The sequence below is a fragment of the Alteromonas sp. BMJM2 genome, assembly GCF_027257845.1.
GTDB lineage: Bacteria > Pseudomonadota > Gammaproteobacteria > Enterobacterales > Alteromonadaceae > Alteromonas.
On sequence record NZ_JAPVOT010000001.1, the window covers coordinates 304063 to 329195 of the forward strand.

21 protein-coding genes and 3 tRNA genes are annotated in these 25133 nt (G+C 44.9%); 18 read left to right on the forward strand and 6 right to left on the reverse strand.

All coding sequences use genetic code 11. The features are described 5' to 3' along the window. The first annotated feature begins 6 nt into the window (after positions 1–6). The 7 genes from O9X84_RS01335 (at position 7) to ppnP (ending at position 6892) form a co-directional block, all read left to right on the forward strand. Positions 7–498: a chemotaxis protein CheW gene (locus O9X84_RS01335; protein ID WP_269517702.1), complete on the forward strand. Its 492-nt coding sequence runs from the start codon at positions 7–9 to the stop codon at positions 496–498. 98 nt (positions 499–596) lie between these two features. After that, positions 597–1031, forward strand: coding sequence for a DUF2802 domain-containing protein (locus O9X84_RS01340; protein ID WP_269517703.1), 435 nt, complete (start codon positions 597–599; stop codon positions 1029–1031). A 218-nt stretch (positions 1032–1249) separates the two neighbouring features. Continuing rightward, positions 1250–2188: a homoserine O-acetyltransferase MetA gene (metA, locus tag O9X84_RS01345; protein WP_032094426.1), complete on the forward strand. Its 939-nt coding sequence runs from the start codon at positions 1250–1252 to the stop codon at positions 2186–2188. A 3-nt stretch (positions 2189–2191) separates the two neighbouring features. Then, positions 2192–3259, forward strand: a complete 1068-nt coding sequence (locus tag O9X84_RS01350) for a homocysteine S-methyltransferase family protein (RefSeq protein ID WP_269517704.1) — start codon at positions 2192–2194, stop codon at positions 3257–3259. A 9-nt stretch (positions 3260–3268) separates the two neighbouring features. Next, a complete protein-coding gene (gene metH, locus O9X84_RS01355; RefSeq protein ID WP_269517705.1) occupies positions 3269–5893 on the forward strand; it encodes a methionine synthase in 2625 nt (874 codons plus the stop codon). Positions 5894–5944: 51 nt separating this feature from the next. Further along, positions 5945–6529 carry a DUF938 domain-containing protein gene (locus O9X84_RS01360; protein ID WP_269517706.1) on the forward strand — a complete coding sequence of 195 codons (585 nt, stop codon included), beginning with the start codon at positions 5945–5947 and terminating at the stop codon, positions 6527–6529. 78 nt (positions 6530–6607) lie between these two features. Continuing rightward, a complete protein-coding gene (ppnP, locus tag O9X84_RS01365) occupies positions 6608–6892 on the forward strand; it encodes a pyrimidine/purine nucleoside phosphorylase (RefSeq protein WP_163105300.1) in 285 nt (94 codons plus the stop codon). Positions 6893–6959: 67 nt separating this feature from the next. On the opposite strand, the gene O9X84_RS01370 is transcribed toward ppnP, so the two are convergent. Together O9X84_RS01370 and O9X84_RS01375 are read right to left on the reverse strand one after the other, a co-directional pair. Beyond that, complete coding sequence (locus O9X84_RS01370) at positions 6960–7868, reverse strand: LysR family transcriptional regulator (protein ID WP_269517707.1); 909 nt, start codon at positions 7866–7868, stop codon at positions 6960–6962. Between the two features lie 110 nt (positions 7869–7978). Further along, the gene (locus O9X84_RS01375; RefSeq protein ID WP_269517708.1) at positions 7979–8920 is read right to left on the reverse strand and encodes a hydrogen peroxide-inducible genes activator; all 942 of its coding nucleotides are present in this window, start codon (positions 8918–8920) and stop codon (positions 7979–7981) included. A gap of 166 nt (positions 8921–9086) precedes the next feature. Here O9X84_RS01375 and O9X84_RS01380 point away from each other — a divergent pair, with 166 nt between their 5' ends. After that, complete coding sequence (locus tag O9X84_RS01380) at positions 9087–9749, forward strand: carbonic anhydrase (RefSeq protein WP_269517709.1); 663 nt, start codon at positions 9087–9089, stop codon at positions 9747–9749. A 12-nt stretch (positions 9750–9761) separates the two neighbouring features. Then, positions 9762–11399, forward strand: a complete 1638-nt coding sequence (locus tag O9X84_RS01385) for a SulP family inorganic anion transporter (RefSeq protein ID WP_269517710.1) — start codon at positions 9762–9764, stop codon at positions 11397–11399. A 428-nt stretch (positions 11400–11827) separates the two neighbouring features. On the opposite strand, the gene O9X84_RS01390 is transcribed toward O9X84_RS01385, so the two are convergent. After that, a complete protein-coding gene (locus O9X84_RS01390; RefSeq protein WP_269517711.1) occupies positions 11828–13903 on the reverse strand; it encodes a M13 family metallopeptidase in 2076 nt (691 codons plus the stop codon). A 19-nt stretch (positions 13904–13922) separates the two neighbouring features. Next, positions 13923–15131: a GNAT family N-acetyltransferase gene (locus O9X84_RS01395; RefSeq protein ID WP_269517713.1), complete on the reverse strand. Its 1209-nt coding sequence runs from the start codon at positions 15129–15131 to the stop codon at positions 13923–13925. Between the two features lie 190 nt (positions 15132–15321). Here O9X84_RS01395 and O9X84_RS01400 point away from each other — a divergent pair, with 190 nt between their 5' ends. The 9 genes from O9X84_RS01400 (at position 15322) to O9X84_RS01440 (ending at position 23210) form a co-directional block, all read left to right on the forward strand. Continuing rightward, positions 15322–15771: a regulatory protein RecX gene (locus O9X84_RS01400; protein ID WP_269517715.1), complete on the forward strand. Its 450-nt coding sequence runs from the start codon at positions 15322–15324 to the stop codon at positions 15769–15771. A gap of 363 nt (positions 15772–16134) precedes the next feature. After that, complete coding sequence (alaS, locus tag O9X84_RS01405; protein WP_269517716.1) at positions 16135–18732, forward strand: alanine--tRNA ligase; 2598 nt, start codon at positions 16135–16137, stop codon at positions 18730–18732. Between the two features lie 132 nt (positions 18733–18864). Beyond that, on the forward strand, positions 18865–19056 hold the full coding sequence (gene csrA / locus O9X84_RS01410) for a carbon storage regulator CsrA (RefSeq protein ID WP_269517717.1): 192 nt from the start codon (positions 18865–18867) through the stop codon (positions 19054–19056). Between the two features lie 256 nt (positions 19057–19312). Beyond that, a tRNA-Ser gene (locus O9X84_RS01415) sits at positions 19313–19402 on the forward strand. Between the two features lie 39 nt (positions 19403–19441). Continuing rightward, a tRNA-Arg gene (locus O9X84_RS01420) sits at positions 19442–19518 on the forward strand. A gap of 53 nt (positions 19519–19571) precedes the next feature. Beyond that, positions 19572–19648, forward strand: a tRNA-Arg gene (locus tag O9X84_RS01425). A gap of 259 nt (positions 19649–19907) precedes the next feature. Then, positions 19908–20177 carry an OadG family protein gene (locus O9X84_RS01430; RefSeq protein WP_269517718.1) on the forward strand — a complete coding sequence of 90 codons (270 nt, stop codon included), beginning with the start codon at positions 19908–19910 and terminating at the stop codon, positions 20175–20177. A gap of 15 nt (positions 20178–20192) precedes the next feature. Further along, positions 20193–22076 (forward strand): sodium-extruding oxaloacetate decarboxylase subunit alpha, encoded by a 1884-nt coding sequence (oadA, locus tag O9X84_RS01435; protein WP_269517719.1) that lies wholly within the window; start codon positions 20193–20195, stop codon positions 22074–22076. 3 nt (positions 22077–22079) lie between these two features. Beyond that, a complete protein-coding gene (locus O9X84_RS01440) occupies positions 22080–23210 on the forward strand; it encodes a sodium ion-translocating decarboxylase subunit beta (RefSeq protein WP_269517722.1) in 1131 nt (376 codons plus the stop codon). Between the two features lie 123 nt (positions 23211–23333). Here O9X84_RS01440 and O9X84_RS01445 read toward each other — a convergent pair whose 3' ends face one another. Together O9X84_RS01445 and O9X84_RS01450 are read right to left on the reverse strand one after the other, a co-directional pair. Beyond that, entirely contained in the window at positions 23334–24140 is an 807-nt protein-coding gene (locus O9X84_RS01445; protein WP_269517723.1) for an ATP-binding cassette domain-containing protein, read from the reverse strand. Then, a complete protein-coding gene (locus O9X84_RS01450; protein WP_269517724.1) occupies positions 24137–25132 on the reverse strand; it encodes a peptide ABC transporter ATP-binding protein in 996 nt (331 codons plus the stop codon). The genes O9X84_RS01445 and O9X84_RS01450 overlap by 4 nt, the downstream gene beginning before the upstream one ends. Position 25133: the final 1 nt, after the last annotated feature.

Genomic DNA, 25133 nt, shown 5'->3' on the forward strand with positions numbered 1-25133 from the left:
AGGTTCATGAGCGACGAAAAGATGAAAAATAGCGGCACTGACAGCAACGATGAAGTCCTTCAGTGGGTGACATATCGCTTAGGCGATGAGACATACGGTATAAACGTAATGCAGGTACAAGAAGTATTACGTTACACCGAAATAGCGCCGGTGCCAGGTGCGCCTGACTATGTATTAGGAATAATAAATCTGCGCGGTAACGTTGTTACCGTTATCGATACGAGAGCACGCTTTGGCTTACCTCCTACCGAAGTTACCGACAATACGCGTATTGTTATCATAGAGTCGGATGAACAAGTAGTAGGCATACTCGTAGATAGTGTTGCTGAAGTGGTGTATCTGAAGTCTTCTGAAATTGACAGCGCGCCTAACGTAGGTACTGAAGAAAGTGCTAAGTTTATACAAGGCGTAAGCAATCGCGATGGCGAGCTTCTTATCTTAGTCGATTTGAACAAGTTGCTAAGCGATGAAGAGTGGGACGAGCTAAGTAGTATTTAGTGAGTAGGCTTTAGTAAGTACTATGTAGTGAAAGTAGAGTTGATGGCACGTGTGCCGTCAGCGCCCTTGTATCCCTGTCTCATTTAGGTGTGTCGCATATGGACTTGCAGCTTGCTGCTCTGTCACTGGTTGAATGCATACTCGCGGTAATTAGTTTTTTACTTATTATCGTCGTTATAGTGCTTTTTACAAAACTTCGCAAAACAACTGAATTGTTAGAAAACCTTACCGTCAGGGTCTCAACAGAGCTGTCGAACATGGCCGTTCAGGTTAATGATGCTAACAACCAGCAATCTGAAATTCAGGCTAGAAGCGTTGTGATTAGTAAGCATTTACAGCGTATTGATGAAAAGCAACAAGACGTTGAAAATCAGCTTCGAGAGCTAAAATTTCAAGATCCATCGTTGAAGCTTTATCAGCGGGCTGCGGATTTAGTCAAACAAGGCGCGACGATTGAGGAGATCATTGAAACCTGCGATATTCCTCGTGCCGAAGCCGAGATGCTAGTTATGGTGCACAAGTCGGGCAGCTAATTCTTTATTGCTGCTACCTTTCAGTATTTCTTTTCGTTCGTCTTGATGGTGCGTGACTCGCCAATGTCGCTTATTTAATTTCTAATCTTTCTTACTCTTATCTGGCGCTCATCCGATTCCTTTCTAACTTTGTGTTTAGACGTCTAGACGTAAAGATGTTGACATATTCACAGTATTCGCCACAATACAGATATCGTTTTTTTCGACTGGAGTTATTTATGCCAATCCGTATCCCTGTGCAACTACCTGCCCAGAATGTCTTGTTAGGTGAAAACATATTCACTATGGATATGGATAGAGCGGCGAGTCAGGAAATTCGTCCTCTTGAAGTGGGTATTCTTAATTTAATGCCCAATAAGATAGAGACAGAAGTGCAGTTGCTGAGATTGCTGTCTAATACGCCATTGCAAATCAATGTGGACTTTATTCGCATCGATAACCAAGCACCAAAAAATACACCACAGTCTCATATGGATGCCTTTTATCACGAGTTTTCAAGCGTAGCGAATAAAAAGTATGACGGGCTGATTGTCACGGGTGCCCCTCTTGCATTACTCGATTATGAAGAGGTGAAGTATTGGGAAAATATGAAAACTATTTTGGAGTGGGCCCAGCGCCACGTTAACTCAACCCTCTATTTATGCTGGGCTGCTCACGCGGCAATGTATCATTTCTACGGCGTGACGCGGGAGCTTCGAAACGAAAAATTTTCAGGCGTTTACCAGCACAATGTCAACGATCCTAACAACGAATTACTGCGTGGATTTGACTCTCCCTTCGCAGCACCACACTCTCGTTACGGTCACATAGATACCTCACTCTATAACAGTGTAGAAGGTCTTAATGTGGTGGCTGAATCAGAAGAGGTGGGAGCTTATATTGTCGCATCAGAAGACAAACGGATGGTGTTTGTTACCGGACACCCCGAGTACGACCCCGACACGCTAAAAGACGAATATCTGCGTGACGTGCAAGCTGGTCAACACCCAGCGGTGCCGAACAATTATTTCACTGACAATGATCCAACTAAACCGCCTTTAGTTCAATGGCGCTCCCATGGAAGTCTATTGTTTACAAATTGGCTTAACTATTACGTTTATCAAACAACGCCGTACGATTTAAGTCAGTTAGCTGAAAAACCACAGCCAAAGAGGTAACGCGTGAGTAACGATTTAGATTCGAAAGCACGAGCTAGTTTAGCCAGTGCCGCAAAAGAAAGAATTTTAATTCTTGATGGCGCCATGGGCACCATGATTCAACGCCATAAGCTAGAAGAAGATGACTATCGCGGTGACCAATTTGCCGATTGGCATTGCGATGTTCAGGGGAACAACGACCTTCTTGTATTAACTCAGCCCGATCTTATCTACCAAATCCATTGCGATTACTTGGAGGCAGGTGCTGACATAATCGAGACAAATACGTTTAATGCTACCACCATCGCCATGGCCGACTACGACATGGAAGCCATATCTCGTGATATTAACGTGGCAGCTGCAAAACTGGCTAAAAAAGCTGCGCAACAATACAGTCTAAAAACACCGGACAAGCCACGTTACGTTGCCGGCGTGCTTGGGCCTACCAACCGCACCGCTTCAATATCCCCAGATGTAAATGACCCGGGCAAACGAAACGTCACCTTTGACGAATTAGTTAACGCGTACAGCGAGTCTACCGAAGCACTGATTGAAGGTGGTGCTGACCTCATTATGCTTGAAACCATTTTCGATACGCTAAATGCCAAAGCGGCGGCCTTTGCTGTAGAGCAAACCTTTGAAAAAATGGGTAAAATCTTGCCTGTTATGGTATCGGGGACCATCACCGATGCATCGGGACGCACACTTTCAGGTCAAACTGCCGAAGCGTTTTATTACTCTATGCGTCATATTAACCCGTTTTCGTTTGGGCTAAATTGCGCACTAGGCCCTGATCTTTTGCGTCAGTATGTGGATGAAGTTGCCACTATCTCTGAGTGTTTAATTTCCGCACACCCCAATGCCGGGCTACCTAATGAGTTTGGTGAATACGATATGGAAGGGCCAGAAATGGCTGAACATATCAAAGAGTGGGCGGAATCTGGCTTAGTCAATATAGTGGGAGGCTGCTGCGGAAGTACCCCAGAGCATATTAGTGATATAGCTAATGCCGTTGCTGGCATTAAGCCTCGTCAACTACCAGCATTTGAACCTAAAATGCGTCTGTCAGGCCTAGAGCCATTTGTACACTAGGAGGGCAATGTGAGCGCAGATTTTTCTACATTTATTAATATTGGTGAACGAACCAATGTAACCGGATCAGCACGTTTCAAACGACTCATATTGGAAGGTGACTACGAAGCGGCGCTCGACGTTGCTCGTCAGCAAGTTGAGAACGGTGCGCAAATCATCGATATCAACATGGATGAGGCGATGCTCGATTCACAGCAGGCAATGGTGACGTTTCTAAACCTTATTGCGTCTGAGCCGGACATTAGCCGCGTACCTATCATGATTGACTCTTCGAAATGGGACGTCATCGAAGCTGGGCTTAAATGCGTACAGGGCAAAGCCATTGTTAACTCCATAAGCCTTAAAGAGGGTGAGGCGCTTTTCATTGCGCAAGCGAAAAAAATCAAACGATATGGCGCCGCTACGGTTGTTATGGCGTTTGATGAAAAAGGCCAAGCAGACACCCAAAAGCGCAAAGTTGAAATCTGTCAACGAAGCTACAAAGTACTCACTGAGCAAGTTGGATTTCCTCCCGAAGATATTATTTTTGACCCGAACATTTTTGCTGTCGCAACCGGCATTGAAGAGCATGATAACTACGCGGTTGACTTTATAGAGGCAACACGGGTTATCCGCAAAACGTGCCCCTATGCGCACATTTCCGGTGGCCTTTCGAATATTTCATTTTCGTTTCGTGGCAATAACCCGGTTCGCGAAGCTATGCATTCGGTTTTTCTTTTCCACGCTATTCGAGCGGGTATGGACATGGCCATCGTTAATGCCGGTCAGCTTGAGGTGTACGATGAAATTCCCAAGGCGCTTCGTGAGGCGGTAGAAGACGTCATATTAAACAGGCGCAGCGATGGTACTGAGCGGCTACTCGATATCGCGCCACAATTCCAAGGCGATGGTAAGGCTGCGGCTAAAGAAGACCTTACTTGGCGAGAGCAAAGTGTAAGTAAACGCTTAGAGCATGCTCTGATAAAAGGGATTACCGATTATATCATTGATGATACCGAAGAGGCGCGTTTAGAGGCTGAGCGTCCGCTACATGTTATTGAAGGTCCATTGATGGATGGGATGAATGTGGTCGGGGATTTATTCGGCGAGGGTAAGATGTTTTTACCTCAGGTGGTCAAATCTGCCCGAGTAATGAAAAAAGCGGTCGCTCATCTACAGCCATACATAGAAGCTGAAAAGTCTGACGATAATAAGAGCAATGGTAAGATACTGCTGGCCACCGTTAAAGGTGATGTACACGATATCGGTAAAAATATTGTTGGCGTAGTGCTTCAGTGTAATAACTTTGAAGTTATTGATATGGGGGTGATGGTGCCCGCGGCAAACATTCTACAAAAAGCGAAAGAAGAAAATGTAGATATGATTGGTCTTTCTGGTCTCATTACGCCGTCGCTAGATGAAATGGTGTACGTGGCTAAAGAAATGGAGCGCCAAGGTTTCGATATGCCACTGCTTATTGGTGGTGCAACAACATCGAAAGCCCATACCGCCGTTAAGATAGAGCAAAACTATCATTCAGCTGTGGCCTATGTACCTAATGCTAGCCGCGCAGTAGGTGTGTGTCAGAAATTGCTGAACAAAGGTTCGCGGGATATATACGCAAAAGAATTAGCCAAAGAATATGATACGGTACGAGAGCAGCATGCTCGTAAAAAGCCCCGCAGTAAGCCCGTTACACTTGAGGCTGCGCGAGCTAATGGCTGCAAAGTCAATTTTGATGTGCCTCCTGTTAAGCCAGCGCAGCTCGGTGTCACGCCTATCACCGCAGATTTGGCTACATTACGGGATTATATTGACTGGACGCCTTTCTTTTTAACGTGGTCATTAGCAGGGAAATATCCACGAATTCTTAATGATGACGTGGTTGGTGAAGAAGCAACGTCATTGTTTGCTGATGCCAACGCCATGTTAGATAAAATTATTGCTGATAGCTCACTTGAAGCAAAAGGCGTGATAGGGTTATTTCCGGCAAATAGGGTGGGTGACGATATCGAAATCTATTCTGATGAGAGCCGCACTTCGGTAAAAGGAGTTGCACATCATCTGCGTCAGCAAACCCAAAAAGATAAATTTGCCAACTACTGCCTTGCCGATTTTGTGGCTGAAAAGCAAAGCGGTATTGCAGATTATATCGGCGCGTTTGCCGTCACTGGGGGCATAGGTGAGGACACCCTTGCCAATGCATATATTAAGGCCGGTGATGACTACAATGGCATTATGGTAAAAGCCGTTGCCGATCGCTTAGCTGAAGCGTTTGCTGAATACCTTCACCAGCAGGTACGACTAACATATTGGGGTTATGCCCCTCATGAAACCTTAAGCAATGAAGAACTCATTAGGGAGAAGTACCAAGGTATTCGACCTGCGCCAGGTTATGCGGCGTGTCCGGAGCATACTGAGAAACAGCTCATTTGGGATTTGTTATCTGCAAAGGAGCACACCGGCATGACGCTTACTGAAAGTTATGCAATGTGGCCTGGCGCGTCTGTATCGGGATGGTACTTTGCTCACCCAGAGGCAAAATATTTTGCGGTGGCTAAAATTCAACCTGACCAAGTTGAGGATTACGCCAAGCGCAAAAACTGGACACTTGAAGAAGCCGAGAAATGGCTTGGGCCTAATCTGAGTGATTAGGTCAATCTGTCCCTTGGCGAAATTATCTGTAAGATGGAAGTTATAACAGTAATGGAAAAACCATTTAGCCAAGCCTGTGAGAATAACAAACGCCCAATTTTAGATATTCTAAAAAGGGCGTTCGCTGATACTCAACAGGTGCTTGAAATTGGCAGCGGAACCGGGCAGCACGCATCCTACCTTGCTGCTCATTTGCCTCATTTGATGTGGCATACGAGCGATCAATACGAGTACCACGACGGAATAAACGCTTGGGTAAGTGAGTCTTCACTATCCAATCTTATTCAGCCAGTCGAACTCAAGGTGGGTGTAGATCCGTTTCCTGCTTTGCCCTTTGATGGAATATTTTCCGCCAATACTGCCCATATTATGCAAAAGCATGAGGCGAAACTGCTCATGGAATTAGTATCTCAGAAATTACCTAAAGGCGGTACATTTTGCCAGTATGGTCCGTTCACACAATCAGGGGTTTTCTCATCTCAAAGTAATGCTGAATTTCACCAATCGTTAGTCGAGCGGGGATATGGCGGTTATAGAGATGTTGATGAACTCAAAGCATGGGCGAAACGACTCACATTGAAAGAAATGATAACGATGCCTGCTAACAATCTTATGTTAGTGTGGACGAAAGAGTAATAAAAAGCGGTGTGGAACTTCTGTGTTGCAACCGTCTTTGCTTAAAACCAATTTTCTAAAAAACTATCAAGGAATACTATGTCATTTTCAGTTAACCACTACTTCGACAACAAAGTCACCTCAATCGCATTTGATTCAGCAAATGGCCCCTGTACATCGGGTGTGATGTCTGTAGGTGAGTATACTTTCGATACTTCAAAGAAAGAGCTAATGAAAGTTGTTGAAGGTGAGCTTACCGTAAAATTACCTGGTAGCGATGAGTGGCAATCGTTTCCTACTGGCACTGAATTCAACGTAGATGCCAACGTATCATTTGACGTAAAAGTATCATCGCCGACGGCTTATCTTTGCTTTTACAGCTAGTTAGTCAATACCTATAAGGCCAAGGCGCCTTGATTCTCAACAGCGCCTTCGCTTCAACAGCCCGCATTTATTGCTGCGGGCTGTTTGTTTTTAATCCTTGCGCCATTGCCATCTCTACAAAACTATCAATAAAACCCAGCGTGTCAGTACGCTTTCTATGCCCCACGAACAGGGTTTTTGTTAGCCCTTCTTGGCCAAGGGGACGACAGCACAGCAATTCACTTTCTTTCGACTCATCTATAAGCCATTTAGGCAGCGCAGTTACCCCTCTTCCTGCTGCTACCATTTGCAGAATAATCTCAGTGGTCTCTATAGTTTTGTGGCTTTTAACTGATGCATTGGCCGGTGTTAAAAATTGAGAGAATATGTCCAATCTACTGTTTTCTACTGGGTAAGAAATGAGCGTCTCTTGAGCGAGATCCCGAGGCGCTATAAATGCCTTCGACGCTAAGTCGTGTGTACTGTGCATAACGAGAACCTGTTCGTAGCTAAACACAGGTGTGTAAGTAATCGCGTCTAAGTGCAGGGGATCGGGAGTAATGAGTACATCAATGTCATAACCATGCAGCGCTTGTAGGCCACCAAAAGAAAAGGCACGTCGTACGTCTACGTCTACATCAGGAAAGCGTTTTAGAAAGGGAGCGACTATTTTCAATAGCCATTCAAAGCAGGGGTAACATTCCATTCCAATGCGCAGTGTGCCTTGCTTGCCCTCGGCAAATCGACGAAGTTGCGCTTCTGTATGTTCAAACTGAGGTAATATACGCTGTGCAAGGCCAAGTAAACTTTCACCTGCCTGAGTTAAAAACAAACGCCTGCCTTTTTTTTGCCACAGCGGAACATCAAATTCGTGTTCAAGCTTTTTCATAGCATGACTTAAAGCCGACTGGGTTAAGTACAAGGATTTCGCGGCTTGTGTCATCGTGCCATGCTGGTGTATTGCGTGGACAATACGCAGGTGTTGTCTATCAATCATGTGTATAAAAGCGCTAGTGAGTGTGTAGTCAATATAACATCAATAGATGTGTTAACAGCGCTAATTCAATAACCCTATTTAAATAACGAGCATCTTTTCACTCACCAAGCCTAATCACACATGGTGACAGCATCAGCCAGCCGCTGCTCAATAATACGCCTAATTATAATAGACATTTCACGGAAGGTCTTTCTACTAGGTGAGGTATTACGCCACGCAAGAGAATGTTGGCGTTCAATAGGCATGTCAGCAATTTCACACACGTGTAAAGCTTCAGGTTTGTGTAATTCAGAATGAATATAAAGACCGGGTAAAAAGGCAACACCCATACCCATAACCACCATTTGTCTTAATGTATCAAGGCTAGTGCCTTCATAGTCTCGCTGTAAGTCTGCACCTATGTCTTCGCATATTCTTTGCACTTGATGGTGAAAATGATGCTTATCTTCTAACGTAAGTATTTTTTCACCGCTGATATCCTCAGGGTGCACAAATGATTTACCCGATAGAAAATGGTCAGACGGAGTAACAAACTTAAGCGGTTCTTTAAACAGCGGCGAGGTAATAAGCTGTGAGTTATCACTTGAAAGGGGAGAAAGGATAATGTCGTACTCACCTCTTAATAATCCGTGCTGCAAGTCATCGGGTGACGCTTCTCTTACGTAAAATCGCAGTCCCGGCTTTAGTCTGTGCAAATCGGGTAAAACAAAAGGCAATAAATAAGGGCCAAGTGTTGGAGGAATACCCAGCCGATAGGTTATTACTTCCCCTTTTGAGAGATCGCGGGCCATTTCCGAGAAGCGTTGAGTAGACTGCAATACCTCCTCTGCACTTGCTAAAAGCGCCTTTCCTTGTGGCGAAAGCAGAGTGCCAGTACGGGAGCGTTCTAACAGCGTTAAATTAAGTGTGTCTTCTAACGCATTTATCTGGCTAGTCAGCGTGGGTTGGCTAATGCCAAGTGCCCCTGCTGCCTGTCGAAAATTGAGGTATTTTGCAACGGCCACAAAGTAGCGAATCTGGTTAAACGAGGGGGCTTTACCACCTAACTGCATAATTAAAACTCCTACTTTTGGCTATAATTAATGGGCAATCCATCTAACAAATAACTCGCTTGATAGTTTTTGGTTATCACGAGGTAGTATATTAAACTATTAATCTATCAAGTGACACTAGAGTATTAACATTGTTATAACTATTAAAAATAACCGGGAGTATTCTATGGAACACGTCTTTTCAGGTGTTGCGAAGTTTCAAAAAGAAGTTTATCCAAATAAAAAAGCAACCTTTCAAAAATTAGCGAATGGGCAAAACCCAGAAGTTCTCTTCATCACGTGCTCAGATTCTCGTATTGACCCGAACCTAGTTACCCAAACCGATCCGGGCGAGCTTTTCATTTGTCGTAATGCGGGCAATATTGTTCCTCCACATAGCAATCAAACCGGCGGTATGACTGCGTCTATTGAATTTGCGGTAGCTGCGCTAGGCGTTTCTCACATTGTTATATGCGGTCATACAGATTGTGGTGCAATGAAAGGGGCAATCAGCCCTGAAGGTCTAGATTCATTACCGCACGTAAAAGAGTGGTTAGGGCATTGCCGTGCAGCGACCGACGTTGTTAAAGAACGTTGTGGTCACGACAAACTGTCTATTGACGATTTAGAAGCGGTGACAAAAGAAAACGTATTACAACAAATACAGCACCTTCGCACTCATCCTGCAGTGGCAGCTAAAATTGCGACTGGACAAGTAGAGCTTCACGGCTGGGTTTACAATATCGGTAGCGGCGACATGTTGTGTTACAGCAGCGAAGCTGGCGACTTTGTTACTATGGACCAGACAGAGGCTGAAGCGCGATTCAAACGTGCGAAAGCGGCTGAATAAGAGGGAACATTTGTGGTAAAAATAAATTTTTCAAATTTAAGAGGTGATCTCACTGGTGGTTTAACCGCTGGTATCGTTGCATTGCCTCTTGCATTAGCGCTTGGTGTAGCCTCAGGTCTTGGACCTATGGCTGGCCTGTATGGTGCAATAGCTGTTGGTTTTTTCGCTGCTCTTTTTGGCGGCACACCAGCTCAAATTTCAGGTCCTACTGGACCAATGGTGGTGGTACTTGCTGGCTTGTTTGCCAGTCTTTCTGGCGATGCTAGCCTAATATTTACTGCGGTAATGCTAGCCGGTGTATTCCAAATAGCGTTTGGCTTGTTTGGGGTTGGGCAATATATAAGGCTTGTTCCTTATCCAGTAATTTCGGGCTTTATGTCTGGGATCGGTGCCATCATTATTATTTTGCAAATCGGCCGTTTACTAGGTCATGAACCTCCAGGTGGTACCATCGGTGCGCTTTCGTATCTCCCAACAGCGTTGGCTGATATCAACTTTTCAACTCTTGCATTGGGTCTTGGTACCTTAATCGCAGCGTACAAATGGCCTGCGTCTTTAGGTAAGTATGTACCTGGTGCACTCGCTGCGCTTATTATCGGAACATTAGTAAGTCTCGCGCTAAGCGTACCAGTATTAGGTGATATTCCAACTGGCTTGCCTAGCCTACAATTGCCTGTATTTGACCAAAGCAAAATATGGCTAGTGATTGAAGCTGCATTTGTTCTTGCATTGTTAGGTGCTATCGATAGTCTTTTGACTTCGCTTGTTGCAGATAACATGACGCGTACTCGTCACGACAGCAATAAAGAGCTTATCGGTCAGGGTATCGGTAATACATTCGCTGGTCTAATTGGCGGTATTGCCGGTGCAGGTGCAACCATGCGTACTGTGGTAAATATCCGAAGCGGCGGTAAGTACAACGTGTCTGGTATGGTGCATGCGTTGGTATTACTTGGCATCGTTTTAGGTTTAAGCCCTCTTGCGGCTCAAATTCCACATGCTGTGCTAGCTGGTATACTCGTTAAAGTTGGTCTGGATATTATCGACTGGGGTTACTTAAAGCGTGGGCATAAAGGTCCGCGGTGGGACTTTGCTTTAATGATTCTCGTATTGTCACTGACGGTGTTTGTAGACCTTATTACCGCTGTTGGCGTAGGTGTTGTACTTGGAGCTTTAGCGTATGTTAGACAAGTCGCACAGTTGCAAATTGAAGAGCTGCAAAAGATACCGCAGGATCTTAACGACCCGAAAGAAAATGGATTGCTTGAAGAACTCAAAGACAAAGTGTCTATCTTCAGTTTTGGTGGTCCATTGAGCTTTGGTGCGGCAGCCGATTTAGGACACCGTGTTCGCGAGCGTGTTCAGCCGGGCAGTAAGTTTACTATACTCGACTTCTCGCGGGTTCCTTTGATGGACGTGTCTGCCGCAATGGCGGTTGATACAGTAACATCAGACGCACTAGCGGCAGGAAGACAGTTGATAATTTGTGGTGCTAACGAAAAGCTTAACAAAGTACTTGAGGGTGTTAATGAAGCTCACCCTGGCATCCCTAATTTTGAGACGCTACACGATGCGCTTTTATACGCAAAAAAGAAAGTAGGCGGGAGTGACGATAGCAAACCATCGCTGCAAGCTGCCGCTCAGTCGTAGTAATTAGATTACACCGGTTAAAAGCCTCCGCTTCGTAAAGAACCGGGGGCTTTTTTGTGCCTTTTCAAAACGTAAACATTAGCCTCAATAACGATGCGAGCGATAACGAAAATTAACGATACCAGTAGCACTAATGTCAAATTACATGCTAACGCCGACATCAGCGCGAGCACCAAAAATAACATTAACACCAAAAATGCGGACAAACTTTAGTCGTCTATATTTTTCGTTTTTCTAGAACAAATACGGTGGAAGGGCTAGTTATAGCGAGGCTGGTTGCAGTAAAGAGCCAGTTGGTAATAGGCAGTATAGAAGGCTGCTTGGGCAATAAAAAAGGCACCGTACTAGTGCACAGTGCCTTTGTTTCAATAAATCGTTAGTGAGTAACAGGCCGATTAATAAAATAATCGGCTAACACTTATTGGTCATTACCAAATACGTACACGCTCATCTGGCGCTAGATATAGCGCGTCACCCGGTTTAACGTCGAACGCTTCATACCATGCATCATGGTTACGAGGTGCCTGTGCACGGAAGCGGCCTGGTGCATGCGTACCGGCACGAAGCTGGTTTAGCATGCTTTGTTCAGTACGCTTTTCTTTCCAAACTTGAGCCCAAGCAAGGAAGAAACGTTGGTCACCTGTAAGACCATCGATTACCGGTGCTTCTTCACCGTTAAGGCTAAGTTTGTAAGCGTGATAGGCCATGGCAAGACCGCCTACATCACCAATATTTTCACCCAAACTGTTACGACCGTTTACAAAGTTGCCTTCGATGGGCTCGTACTTGCTGTATTGAGCTGCAAGAGCATCTGCTTTTTCTTCGAACGCCGCGCGATCTTCGTCTGTCCACCAGTTCGTTTGGATACCCATAGCATCAGATTTTGAGCCTTGGTCATCAAAACCGTGTCCCATTTCATGACCGATAACAGCACCAATGGCACCGTAGTTAACCGCTGCATCTGCATTTGGGTCGAAAAATGGTGGTTGAAGAATTGCCGCAGGGAAAACAATTTCGTTGAACGAGCTGTTGTAGTAAGCATTGACTCGCTGTGGTGTCATACCCCAACGCTCACGATCGGTTTTCTCAAGCTCACGCTCTACCGATTCAGCATGGAAGAATTCACGTAAATTGCGAACATTACCAATAAGGTCGTTGTCACTAATAGTTACGCCATCAAACGACTGCCACTCATCTGGGTAACCAATTTTGGGACGAAATGCCATTAGCTTTTCTTTGGCATTAACCTTGGTTTCTTCTCCCATCCAATCAAGGGTATCTATACGCTCGCTTAATGCAGCACGTAAGTTTTCAACTAGCTCAGCCATTTGTGTTTTAGAGCTTTCAGGAAAATACTCATCTACGTAAATCTTGCCAATGGCAAAACCAAGCGATTGCGTACCAGACATTTGACTTAACGCACGCTTCCAACGAGGGCGCGGCTCTTGTTGACCGTTAAGCGTACGACCGTAAAAGTCGAAATTGGCCATGTACACATCTTCTGCAAGCATGTCAGCATTGTTAGAAATCGTGTGATATTTCAAATAAGATTTCCAGTCGTTTAAGTCAACTTGGTTTATCAATTTGATCACATCTTTCACAGGCTGAGGCTGAGAAATATTGAGCTCTGGTACCTTATAACCTGACTGTGCGAAATAGACATCCCAATCGAAACCAGGGTATGCATCAGATAGCTTGCTGCGCTTAATTTGGTTTAGGGTTAGGTCACGATTACGACGTTTTTCACGAGGCCACTGAACTTCAGCTAGCTGAGTTTCTAGTGCCATAATATTCGCTGCTTTTGTGCCCGCGTCTTCAACGCCGGCTAGTGTAAGCATTTCTTCTATGTGGGCTACATAGGCCTCACGAATTTTTACAAAGCGCTCACTGTCGCTTAGGTAGTAGTCGCGATCGGGAAGACCAATACCACCAACACCTACGCTTAACTGGTATTCATTGGGGTCAAGACGGTTGTACCACATCCCGCCACCAATAGGCGTACTGTAACCGTATAGCCAGCTTTTACCGAAGGCTGCGGTGAGGTCTTTTGTGCTTTCTATACTATCAATGTCGCTTAGAACATCACTAATAGGAGATAGGCCTTTTTCATTGATGGTCTCTGTGTCCATAAAGGCGACGTAGAAATCTCTCACTAACTTTTCATCAGCGTTCAGCGTTTCCTTTTCTGTGAGGCCATCGATAATGCTTTTTACCTGTTCTTCGCTGCGTTCAGCTAAGCCAGTAAATGCGCCATAGCGCGTTTTATCAGCAGGAAGTTCGTAGTTGTCATACCAAGTGCCACTGGCATACATAAAGAAATCGTCACCTGGCTTAACCGCTTCATTTCGTGCAGAAAGATCAACACCAAATGAGCCCAGTTCCGCCTCGGCTTTTGCTTCAGCCGGCTCTGCTTTGCTCATTTGTTCTTTAACTTGCTCTGGTTGAGAGCAACCGGTTAGGCCAAGTGATGCCGCAATCGCTACGGCAAGAAGTGTATATTTCATATGTTTTCTCATTTTAGTTTTATGTGTCGTCGTTAGGATGAATGACACTTTTCGTTTTTAAAGTAGGCACAAATTCCTGATTAAAAGGTAAAGCATTCTGTGCCTGATTAAAATAGTGGGCGATATGTTCGTTTTCTTGCTGTAAAAAATTTGCGACAGCATCGTGGAAAGCTGGCTCAAACAATTGATGTTTTGATTGACAATAAATAGGCTCAAACCCTCGCAATATTTTATGTTCACCTTGGGTGCCTGGATTGAAGTGAGAGAGCTTATTATTTATCGCAAATTCGATACCTTCAAAATAACAGCATGCAAAGTGCAGGCTATCGATATCTTTGAGTGCTCCCCAATAACGTCCATAAAGGCCAGATTCGTCGTGAAAAAATAAAGCGCTAGCCACCGGATTTCCGTGCTCAACTGCTGTAACAATAAGCAGGCGTTCACTCATAGTCGACACAAGCGTTTCAAAAAAGGCGGTATTGAGGTAGCCAAGGTGGCCACTGCGCTTTAAGTAGGTAGATTGATAGCACTTTATGAAAAAGGCAAGTCTCTCTGGGGTAATGTCGCTTCCGATGTAGTGTGAAAATTGGATACCGTTTTCAACCAGCTTTTTTCGCGTTTTACTTATTGATTTACGCTTTCTTGATGTGAGGGTGTTCAAAAAATCATCAAAGTGCGTGTAGCCATAGTTATGCCACTGAAATTGCACGCTATGGCGAGTTAAATAATGGTGTTCTTTAGTTAGAAAGTTGTTTTCGCCGTCTGAAACGAATAACCAGTGTAGTGACGAGATATGCTCTTCGTATTTCGATTTGCACTGCGCTCTTAAGGTATCTGCAATTCGCGCTAATAGAGCAGGGGAGCACGCTAAACCTTCTTTTATTAGTAACCGTTTGCCTGTTACCGGAGTGAAAGGTACGGCACTTATCCATTTTGGGTAATAGTCTATACCGTGTTGATGATAAGCATTTGCCCATGCGTGGTCGAACACGTACTCGCCATAGCTGTGTGTTTTAAGGTAGCCAGGTATCGCCATAACAATATGGCCATCTTGCTCTACCGTTACATGAAACGGGCGCCATCCCGATTCTTCACCACAACACTTTGACGCTTCCAATGCATGCAAAAATTCAAATTGGAGAAACGGCCCTGCACTCTCAGCGAGAGAATTCCAGTGCGCTTTAGAGATACTCGCTATGCTGTCGTGTATTATTACTTGTTCATTCATAAATTCATTTAAAGTACATCAAGCGCTAGTAATGCGACTCTCCTTTTTTTTAAGGCTAGACTGTCGTCAGTATTACGAAATAAAATACTGTTTCACACTAAGTCAACGGGACCTAATCAAACCACATCACCCATGCCGTAATTTTAATATTTGAATAATTACGGAAAACAGTAACAAGTAGGGTCACAAAATGTCAGAGTTTGACCGAAAGATCATTATCGACGCGATTACCCGCATGCTGGCACGACGAGAGCATAGCTACAGTGAGATAGTGCGTAAACTTACGCAAAAAGGCATTGAGAACGAAGCGTTCTTACCAATTCTAGATGCCTTTCGTGAAGCCGATATTCAAAGTGACGAGCGATTTGCTCAAAGCAGGGCAAGGGCGCTGTATTTGAAAGGTAAGGGCCCAAGAGTGATAAAGCTAGACCTGCAACAATACGGTGTTGATGAAGGATATGTTCGAGAGGCGTTTGAGGAAATTGAAGCAGATTGGTTTGAAAGCGCCAAAACGGCAAAAGTGAAAAAGTTTGGCGAATTCTTTGAGACAGACTTCACCCTGCGTCAAAAACAAAAGCGCTTTTTACAATACCGAGGGTTTTACCAAGAGCATATAGACTATGCGGTAAGCAACGAGTGACTATGCGGTAAGCAACGAGATATTATGCTGTAAGTAACGAGTAAATGTACCTACAATTTTATTTTAGCTACAGTTTCGGTGATGTTTAGTAAAAAATTGCCTACTACATAGCTCCCTTAGGCTTAACAGAAAACCACTATTCGTGCTATTGTTTCGCAAAATTGTGCGAGCATAACGCCACGCGACGCGGATATCTCTTGGTTCACTATTTTACTCGACTTTTCACTTTGTTGTTTACGCACTTTTCCTTGCTATGAAATTGTTGGGTTATGTTGGGTTATGGAATTGTGAGTGGCTAAAGCAAAAATTTCGAGTAAGGGCTTCGCACCGTCTCATTAATGTATAAAGGAAGTTAGGTTTTCAATGACAATATCAACTGCTGACTTACGCAACAAGTTCAAAGATTATTTCAAAAGTCATGGCCATCACGCCGTCGCTAGCTCGTCACTGGTACCTGCAGATGATCCAACGCTTCTTTTTACTAATGCAGGCATGAATCAATTTAAAGACACCTTGTTAGGCGCAGATAAGCGCAGTTATTCTCGTGCAGTGTCTTCTCAGCGCTGTGTACGCGCCGGTGGTAAACACAACGATTTAGAAAACGTAGGTTACACCGCTCGTCACCACACATTCTTTGAAATGTTGGGTAACTTCAGCTTTGGCGATTACTTTAAAAAAGAAGCGATTGAATTTGCCTGGAACTTTTTAACCAAAGAAGTGGGCCTTCCTTCAGAGAAGCTATTGGTGACTGTTTACTCTGAAGATGATGAAGCCTTTGATATTTGGGAAAATCACATTGGCGTTCCTAAAGAGAAAATCATTCGCATAAGTACCTCTGATAACTTCTGGTCTATGGGTGATACAGGGCCTTGCGGTCCATGTTCTGAAATATTTTATGATCATGGTGCACATATCTGGGGCGGTCCTCCTGGCACGCCAGAGGAAGACGGCGATCGTTTCATTGAAATATGGAACCTAGTATTCATGCAGTACAACAAGCAGGCTGATGGCAGCATGGAGCCTCTACCTGCACCCTCTATCGATACCGGTATGGGACTTGAGCGTATTTCTGCCATTTTACAAAACGTGCACAGCAACTACGAAATCGATTTATTTCAAAATCTTATTAAGTCAGCGGCGTCAATTGTCGGTACCGATGATTTAGAGAATAAATCGTTGCGAGTGATTGCCGACCATATTCGTTCGTGCAGCTTCTTAATCTGTGATGGTGTTATGCCGTCTAACGAAGGTCGCGGCTATGTACTTCGCCGTATTATCCGCCGTGCCGTTCGCCATGGCTATAAGCTTGGTGCTGATGATATCTTTTTCTACAAACTGGTAGCCTCATTGGCTACTGAAATGGGCGAAGCGTACCCAGAGCTCGTTGACCAAAAGCCAGTAGTAGAAAAAGTACTTCGCGTGGAAGAAGAGCAGTTTAGTAAGACACTTGCCCGCGGAATGGCCATGCTTAACGAGACGCTAGAATCACTAGAAGGCGACACTATCCCCGGCGATGTTGTGTTCAAGCTTTACGACACCTACGGATTCCCTGTTGACTTGACTAACGACGTAGCAAGAGAGCACGAGCTTAAAATTGACGAGGAAGGCTTTGAGTCTGCCATGCAGCAGCAACGAGCAAGGGCGCAACAAGCGAGTAATTTTGGTACCGACTACAATAGTAGGTTGGTGGTTGAACAGGAAACCGCCTTTACTGGCTACACCGACGTTGACGGCAGTGCAACGGTTGTTGAGCTAATTGCGAACAATGAATTCGTCGCCACTTTAGAAGATGGTCAAGAAGGTGTTGTGGTGCTAGACAGCACGCCGTTTTATGCGGAAAGCGGTGGTCAATCTGGTGATAAAGGCATACTAAGCGTAGCAGGCGGTGAATTCGTTGTATCAGACACTCAAAAGATGGGTAAAGCATTTGCTCATAGAGGGGTTGCTAAAGGTACAGTGAAAAAAGGTGATACAGCCACTGCATCTATTGATGTTGCCAACCGAGAGGCAATTAAAAAGAACCACAGTGCGACTCACTTATTACACGCCGCGCTTCGGGAGATACTGGGCGAGCATGTCACGCAAAAGGGCTCTTTGGTTGAGGCTCCTCGCTTGCGCTTTGACTTCTCTCACTTTGAAGCCGTGACGCCACAGCAAATTGCGCAAGTAGAGCGTCGAGTCAATGAACAAATCAGAGAAAACCATGTCCTATCTACAGAGCTAATGGAGCTTGAGGACGCAAAAGCGTCAGGCGCAATGGCGTTGTTCGGCGAAAAATACGACGAAAAAGTGCGCGTTGTAAAGATGGGGCCGTTTTCTGTAGAGCTTTGTGGCGGTACTCACGTAACGAGAACCGGTGATATCGGTTTGCTGAAGATTACCAGTGAGGCAGGTATTGCATCTGGCGTACGTCGTTTAGAAGCAGTGACAGGCGAAGAGGCTTTAAGTGTAATGCAAAACCAGCAGGCTACGCTTGCGTCGCTATCGGCAATGTTGAAAACAGACAGCGCAAACGTGGTGGATAGGGTAGCAACATTACAAAATCATACTAAAGAGTTAGAAAAAGCACTCACTGCGGCCAAACAAAAACTGGCAAGTCAGCAAGGTGCTGATATGCTTAGTAATACGGTAGAGATAAATGGCGTTAAAGTGTTGGTCGCCAATTTAGAAGGTGTGGAAGCTAAGTCATTGCGTTCAATGATGGATGACATAAAGAACCGAATTGGCGAAGGCATCGTAGTATTAGGTGTAGCAAACGATTCAAAAGTTAACCTTATTGTTGGTGTTACTAAAAACCTTACTAGTCAAGTAAAAGCCGGCGAGTTGGTGAATTTCATCGCCTCGCAAGTTGGTGGCAAAGGTGGCGGTAGGCCTGATATGGCGCAGGCAGGTGGCGACAAACCTGAAAATCTTAACCAAGCGTTAGATTCGGTTAACGCTTGGTTACAAGATAAGCTATAATGATCAGTGCATATAACAGTGAGTTTTTGAAGTGACACAGAAACAGGGAATCACTGTGCTTTCGCTGGGTCGTGCCAGCGAGTTAGCAAATTTTAATGGAAACGGTAAATATAAAGGAACAGGAGCAAGCGAATGCTTATTTTGACTCGTCGAGTTGGTGAAACGCTTATGGTTGGTGACGATGTTACTGTTACTGTACTAGGCGTCAAAGGGAATCAGGTACGAATAGGTGTTAATGCACCAAAAGAAGTTTCTGTGCACCGTGAAGAAATATACATGCGTATTCAGGCAGAAAAAGGCGGTCAGCCAGGCTCTGAAGAATAAATGCTAATATAGCTTTACTGTGAAAGGTCGGCGCACGCCGGCCTTTTTTGTTTCTGTATTTTTAAAAAGATGTATTAGCCCAAAATCTGCCGGCAATGATTGATTGACGAGGTAACAGTAGGCGAGGGGCGTGTGATTGGTATACAATTAACGCGTTTTTTAAACGAATCGTTTAAAATGACAGCGGACGAACACTTTCTTCCTAAAAAAGGTTTGACTCAGGCCAATGAATCCGTAAAATGCATCCCGCACTCAAGGAGAGGTGGGTGAGTGGCTGAAACCAGTTCCCTGCTAAGGAACCGTACGTTAATTCGTACCGAGGGTTCGAATCCCTCCCTCTCCGCCATTATTCGTTGATAGTGGCGGTCGACAAAAAGTTTATTGCGCGTGTGTAGCTCAGCTGGATAGAGTACCTGGCTACGAACCAGGCGGTCGGAGGTTCGAATCCTTCCACACGCGCCACTTATTTTGAAGCGTCACCTTTTGATGTAAAAGTCGAAAGTAAAACAGTTTACGCGTGTGTAGCTCAGCTGGATAGAGTACCTGGCTACGAACCAGGCGGTCGGAGGTTCGAATCCTTCCACACGCGCCATATAAGAAAGCCCACCTCATTGAGGTGGGTTTTTTTATGTCTGCCTCAAAATGACCCAAGCTTCCCCATTTCTACATGGCGTGCACTAATACACTCTTTTTAAATATTCTCTTTTAAAAATTGTGCACCTCTGCACTTGCTAAAATCACAATCAAAAACCGACAGTTTTCATCTTTATGGCATTTATCACAATGCGTAGTTGAGTTTTTATAAACCCCATGATAATTGTTTATCTTAGATTTTATTAAAGCGAGTTCACATGAACACCGATTCAGTTACTAGCCTGCTAATGGAAGCGGCTTCACTTATGCTAATAGGTATGCTGTTTGTATTTTCCTTTCTTGGTTTACTTATTTTAGGGATCCATCTTATTGCGCGCTTTTGTAAAGCATTCCCCGGCGAGGTTGACTCAGAGTCAGTTTCTACCAGTAGACCCAAGCATTCAGCGCAGCCAGGTATTGATGGCAATATCATCGCCGCCATCTCCGCTGCTGTTCATACTCACCGTCAATCTAACAAAAATATATAGCCTCAAGGAACTACCATGACAAAGCCACTTGCTCTGACCGAGCTTGTTTTACGTGATGCACATCAATCTTTACTCGCCACACGAATGCGAATAGAAGATATGCTGCCAATAGCTGAAAAATTAGATAGCGCTGGGTTTTGGTCTGTAGAGTCTTGGGGAGGGGCGACTTTTGATGCCTGTATCCGTTACTTAGGGGAAGATCCCTGGGAGCGCATAAGAAAACTAAAAAAAGCGATGCCAAATACGCGGCAGCAAATGTTGTTACGCGGACAGAATTTACTCGGATATCGTCACTACGCCGATGATGTAGTGACGCGGTTTGTCGAAAGGGCTCACGAAAGCGGTGTGGACGTATTTAGAATATTCGATGCGATGAACGATATTCGCAATTTAAAAACAGCCATTAAAGCTACCATTGATAGCGGAGCCCACGCGCAGGGGACCATTTCATATACGGTGAGTCCGGTACATGGATTAGATACTTGGCTTGAGATGGCAAAGCAGTTAGAAGATCTTGGCGTCCACTCAATTTGCATTAAAGATATGGCGGGACTGCTTAAACCGTACGAGTGCGAGGCATTGATCGCAGGGCTTAAAGAGACAGTTAACGTGCCTATTGCAATGCAGTGTCATGCAACAACAGGGTTAAGCACGGCCACTTATCAAAAGGCTATTGATGCAGGTATTGATATGCTGGACACCGCCATTTCGTCAATGAGCATGACATATGGTCATACGGCCACTGAGACAATGGTATCTATTGTTGAGGGTACTCAGCGAGATACGGGAATATCACTTCCACATTTAGAAGAGATCGCCAGTTACTTTCGCGAAGTCAGAAAAAAATACAGTCAGTTTGAAGGCAGCTTGAAAGGTGTGGATGCGCGCATCCTTCTTGCTCAGGTTCCTGGTGGTATGCTGACCAACATGGAAAGCCAGCTAAAAGAACAAGGTGCAGAAGACAAATTTGAAGAAGTATTAAAAGAAATTCCGCGGGTTCGTGAAGACCTCGGTTACATACCGTTAGTAACACCAACGTCTCAAATAGTGGGCACCCAATCTGTATTAAACGTACTCACGGGAGAGCGTTACAAAAGTATTACTAAAGAAACCGCCGGAGTTTTAAAAGGTGAATATGGTGCAACTGCAGCGCCGGTGAACAGCGAGTTACAAGCGCGGGTGCTAGACGGAGCAGAGCCAATAACATGTCGCCCTGCTGATAACATTTCACCTGAACTCACTAAACTTGAAAAAGAATTAGATGAACTCGCGGACAAAAAGAGCATTGCTCTGTGTGAAAGCAAAATTGATGACGTGTTGACCTATGCACTCTTTCCTCAAATTGGTCTTAAGTTTCTTACCAATCGAGGGAACCCTGATGCATTTGAGGCTGCGCCGACGCTCGATGAGAATTCAAAGGGCAGTACTAAGAGCAATACCAAGAACTCATCTTCTACTAAAAATGCTGCCCAAGAAGGCCAAACCCAGCAGGTGACGTCTGAACAAGCAAATGCAGCCGCGTATGACGTTAACGTTGATGGAAAGCTTTATCACGTAGAGGTAGCTCCTTCAGGCGCATTAAAACAAGTTTCTGAGGTGAACGGCAATACTGCAGCCAGTGCTGCTAAGCCTGCAAATCAAGCCCAAGCGTCAAATCAAGCTGCATCAGCACCTCAAGCAAGCGCTGCGCAAATTATCGATGCGCCATTGGCCGGTAACATTTTTAAGGTTTTGGTGCGCAATGGTGATAGCGTTGCCGAAGGGGATGTGGTGATTATTTTAGAAGCCATGAAAATGGAAACGGAAATACGCTCTGCCTATACAGGCACAGTTAGCGATATTCTCGTTAGCGATGGCGACGCTGTTAGCAGCGGACAATCACTTATTTCGTTGGGGTAATACATGGATAAGTTACTACTGCTTTGGGATAGTACCGCACTTGCCCATTTTGAGGTTGGCCAACTTATTATGATGTTGGTGGGCTTTGGGTTGCTCTATTTAGCCATCGTTAAGAAATTTGAGCCTCTTTTGCTGTTACCCATTGGATTTGGCGCGCTCCTCACCAATATTCCTATAGCGGGCTTCTCAGAAGCAGGGGGGCTGCTGCACTATATTTATAAAATCGGTATTGATACCGGTGTGTTCCCACTCCTTATTTTCATGGGGGTTGGGGCCATGACCGATTTTAGTGCGCTTATCGCTAATCCAAGAATGCTATTACTGGGCGCGGCAGCTCAATTTGGCATTTTCGCTACGCTCTTTGGTGCCATCGCTTTAAATTTGCTGCCAGGTTTCGAATTCACTTTAAAAGACGCCAGTGCGATTGCCATCATAGGGGGTGCAGATGGGCCTACCGCAATATTCCTTGCCTCCCGTTTAGCACCAGACTTGCTAGGTGCTATCGCAGTAGCGGCTTACTCGTATATGGCGCTAGTGCCCATTATTCAACCCCCTATTATGAAAGCGCTAACTACCAAGGCTGAGCGAGAGATTAAAATGGGGCAATTGCGCTTTGTGTCAAAAAGGGAAAAGATAATTTTTCCGCTCGCGGTATTGTTTCTAACGATTCTGTTTTTACCTGCGGCAACTCCTCTTGTGGGCATGTTTTGTTTTGGTAACTTAATGAAAGAATGTGGTGTTGTAGACCGGCTAAGCAATACTGCACAGAATGAACTTATCAATACGGTTACCATCTTTCTTGGTCTGGCTGTTGGCTCAAAGCTATCGGCAGAGGCGTTTCTTACCGTAGAAACACTCGGCATTCTAGGGCTAGGTGCGATTGCGTTTGCTATTGGTACGGCAACTGGTGTACTTATGGCAAAATTAATGAGTCGATTAAGCGGTGGTGCGATTAACCCGTTAATTGGCGCCGCTGGTGTTTCTGCTGTGCCAATGGCAGCGCGAGTAGTGAATAAAGTAGGTTTAGAAGCCAATCCACATAATTTCTTACTTATGCATGCTATGGGGCCGAATGTGGCTGGCGTGTTGGGCTCAGCAGTAGCCGCCGGTATTTTGCTTGCTCTCGTAGGTTAAAAAGCAGGTTAACGAGAGTTTGGTAACGAGGAATGAGTAACCCGGGTGTGTTGATCTAGGCTGCAAAATTGGCAGCAAAGGGCAACACACACTAGAACCAGTAAAAGATAGCTGGCAGATGTTTCAACGAATAGTTTGCTGGGGCACAAGAGAATGGTAGGCCGTGACCAGTTTTTTGGTGCGAGTGTGTTGGGGCCAGCGAAATATAGTTTCTGTCTTACCTTCTTCAACAATTTGACCTCGCTCCATTACAATCACTTTATCTGCAATATGGCGGACAATTCCTAGATTGTGGCTGATAAAAATAAAGGCCAACCCAAGCTCTTGTTGTAACTCTAAAATGAGATTGACAGTTTGCGAGCGAATAGAGGGATCAAGAGCGGCAAAAGGCTCGTCTGCTACCAATACTTTCGGTTTAAGCATGATTGCGCGAGCAAGAGCAATACGCTGCTGTTGACCGTCTGAGAGCATATTGCGATAAAAATAAAAATGCTCTCTTAACAATCCTACTTTCACTAGGGTATCTTCGATAATCTTCCTACGCTCGTCAGATTCCAGTGTGGTATTCAATCGCAAAGGTTCGTCGAGGATGCGACCTACCGGTACCGAAGGGTTCATGGTTTCATTGCTGTGCTGCAAAATCATTCGAATGTCATGGGTTCGCTTTCGCTGACCGTCTTTCGATTTGTATTTGGCTAAATACTTGTGCTCATTAATTTCAATTTCGCCCTCGTCAGCACGAACGGCCCCAACAAGTAACTTAGCTAACAATGATTTACCAGAGCGATTTTCACCGATTATTGCAACGGTTTCTCCACGTTTCACGGTGAGGTCTACAGGGCCTAATTCGAAAACTTCTGGACGTTTCAACCAGCGTTTTTTTTCATTATGTATAAACTTAAGCTGCTTAACCTGCATGACGTCGGTCATAGTTTTTCCATATGCAAAGGGTAGTGGCAACTGTAGCTGTGATCGTGGATGCGGCGTACTGCTGGCGTTTGTACGCAAGCACGCTGGGCTCGTGGGCATCGCGGACCTAATCGACAGCCAATGGGTAAATGCTGCAACGTAGGAATTGATCCAGCAATAGTGGGTAAATGAGACTTCGGGGATAAATCTTTTCTAAAGCTTGGGGCACTGTCTAAAAGTGCCTTTGTATAAGGGTGTAGCGGCCGCTTCTTGATATGCTTCATCTTTCCTGATTCCACCGTCTGCCCCGCATATAGCACCGTCATCGTGTGCGACATACTAGCAATAGCGAGAAGGTCATGACTCACAAACAAGATAGACAGAGAGCGGGTTTGATTCAAACGCGTAAAAAGCTTCAAAATTTGTGTTTTTGTTGTGGGTTCCATACCGCGGGTAGGATCATCAGCAATAAGTAGCGTTGGCTGTGAAACCAGCGCCATGGCAATCATAAATTTTTGACCAATATCACTAGGAATTTGGTGAGGGTAAGCACTCAGGTAGTGCTTATGGTGTTTAATACCCACTTTATGAACCGTGCTGATAGCAATTTTTTTGCGTTGTTGAGCACGTTGCCAAAACCAGCGCCCTTGTACAAACTCACTAGGAATACTCTCTTCAAGCTGCTCACCCAGAGTGGCTGAAGGATCTAAGCTGGTTTGCGGATCTTGAAATACTACTGCAATCTCTCGCCGCATGACTTCACGTCGTTGTTGTGAAGACATACCGAGTAGATTTTCTCCGTTCCAGCTCATTCTATCTGCAGTAAGTGACCACTCGGAGGGCAGAGCACCGCATATCGCTGATACGATTAAACTCTTACCTGAACCAGACTCGCCAACTAGAGCGCGAATTTCTCCACTGCTCACAGTCAAATTAACTTTGTCTAATGCCTTAATGGTACCTTCACTGCTATGCATTTCTAGCGTCAGGTTTTTTATATCTAGCATTGGCATT

What these genes read in the sequence shown, in the direction of transcription:
- O9X84_RS01335 (WP_269517702.1), top strand. Translation starts at nt 7, where the DNA reads ATGAGCGACGAAAAGATGAAAAATAGCGGCACTGACAGCAACGATGAA.
- O9X84_RS01340 (WP_269517703.1), top strand. Translation starts at nt 597, where the DNA reads ATGGACTTGCAGCTTGCTGCTCTGTCACTGGTTGAATGCATACTCGCG.
- metA (WP_032094426.1), top strand. Translation starts at nt 1,250, where the DNA reads ATGCCAATCCGTATCCCTGTGCAACTACCTGCCCAGAATGTCTTGTTA.
- O9X84_RS01360 (WP_269517706.1), top strand. Translation starts at nt 5,945, where the DNA reads ATGGAAAAACCATTTAGCCAAGCCTGTGAGAATAACAAACGCCCAATT.
- ppnP (WP_163105300.1), top strand. Translation starts at nt 6,608, where the DNA reads ATGTCATTTTCAGTTAACCACTACTTCGACAACAAAGTCACCTCAATC.
- O9X84_RS01370 (WP_269517707.1), bottom strand. Translation starts at nt 7,868, where the DNA reads ATGATTGATAGACAACACCTGCGTATTGTCCACGCAATACACCAGCAT.
- O9X84_RS01375 (WP_269517708.1), bottom strand. Translation starts at nt 8,920, where the DNA reads ATGCAGTTAGGTGGTAAAGCCCCCTCGTTTAACCAGATTCGCTACTTT.
- O9X84_RS01380 (WP_269517709.1), top strand. Translation starts at nt 9,087, where the DNA reads ATGGAACACGTCTTTTCAGGTGTTGCGAAGTTTCAAAAAGAAGTTTAT.
- O9X84_RS01390 (WP_269517711.1), bottom strand. Translation starts at nt 13,903, where the DNA reads ATGAAATATACACTTCTTGCCGTAGCGATTGCGGCATCACTTGGCCTA.
- O9X84_RS01395 (WP_269517713.1), bottom strand. Translation starts at nt 15,131, where the DNA reads ATGAATGAACAAGTAATAATACACGACAGCATAGCGAGTATCTCTAAA.
- O9X84_RS01400 (WP_269517715.1), top strand. Translation starts at nt 15,322, where the DNA reads ATGTCAGAGTTTGACCGAAAGATCATTATCGACGCGATTACCCGCATG.
- alaS (WP_269517716.1), top strand. Translation starts at nt 16,135, where the DNA reads ATGACAATATCAACTGCTGACTTACGCAACAAGTTCAAAGATTATTTC.
- csrA (WP_269517717.1), top strand. Translation starts at nt 18,865, where the DNA reads ATGCTTATTTTGACTCGTCGAGTTGGTGAAACGCTTATGGTTGGTGAC.
- O9X84_RS01430 (WP_269517718.1), top strand. Translation starts at nt 19,908, where the DNA reads ATGAACACCGATTCAGTTACTAGCCTGCTAATGGAAGCGGCTTCACTT.
- oadA (WP_269517719.1), top strand. Translation starts at nt 20,193, where the DNA reads ATGACAAAGCCACTTGCTCTGACCGAGCTTGTTTTACGTGATGCACAT.
- O9X84_RS01440 (WP_269517722.1), top strand. Translation starts at nt 22,080, where the DNA reads ATGGATAAGTTACTACTGCTTTGGGATAGTACCGCACTTGCCCATTTT.
- O9X84_RS01445 (WP_269517723.1), bottom strand. Translation starts at nt 24,140, where the DNA reads ATGACCGACGTCATGCAGGTTAAGCAGCTTAAGTTTATACATAATGAA.
- O9X84_RS01450 (WP_269517724.1), bottom strand. Translation starts at nt 25,132, where the DNA reads ATGCCAATGCTAGATATAAAAAACCTGACGCTAGAAATGCATAGCAGT.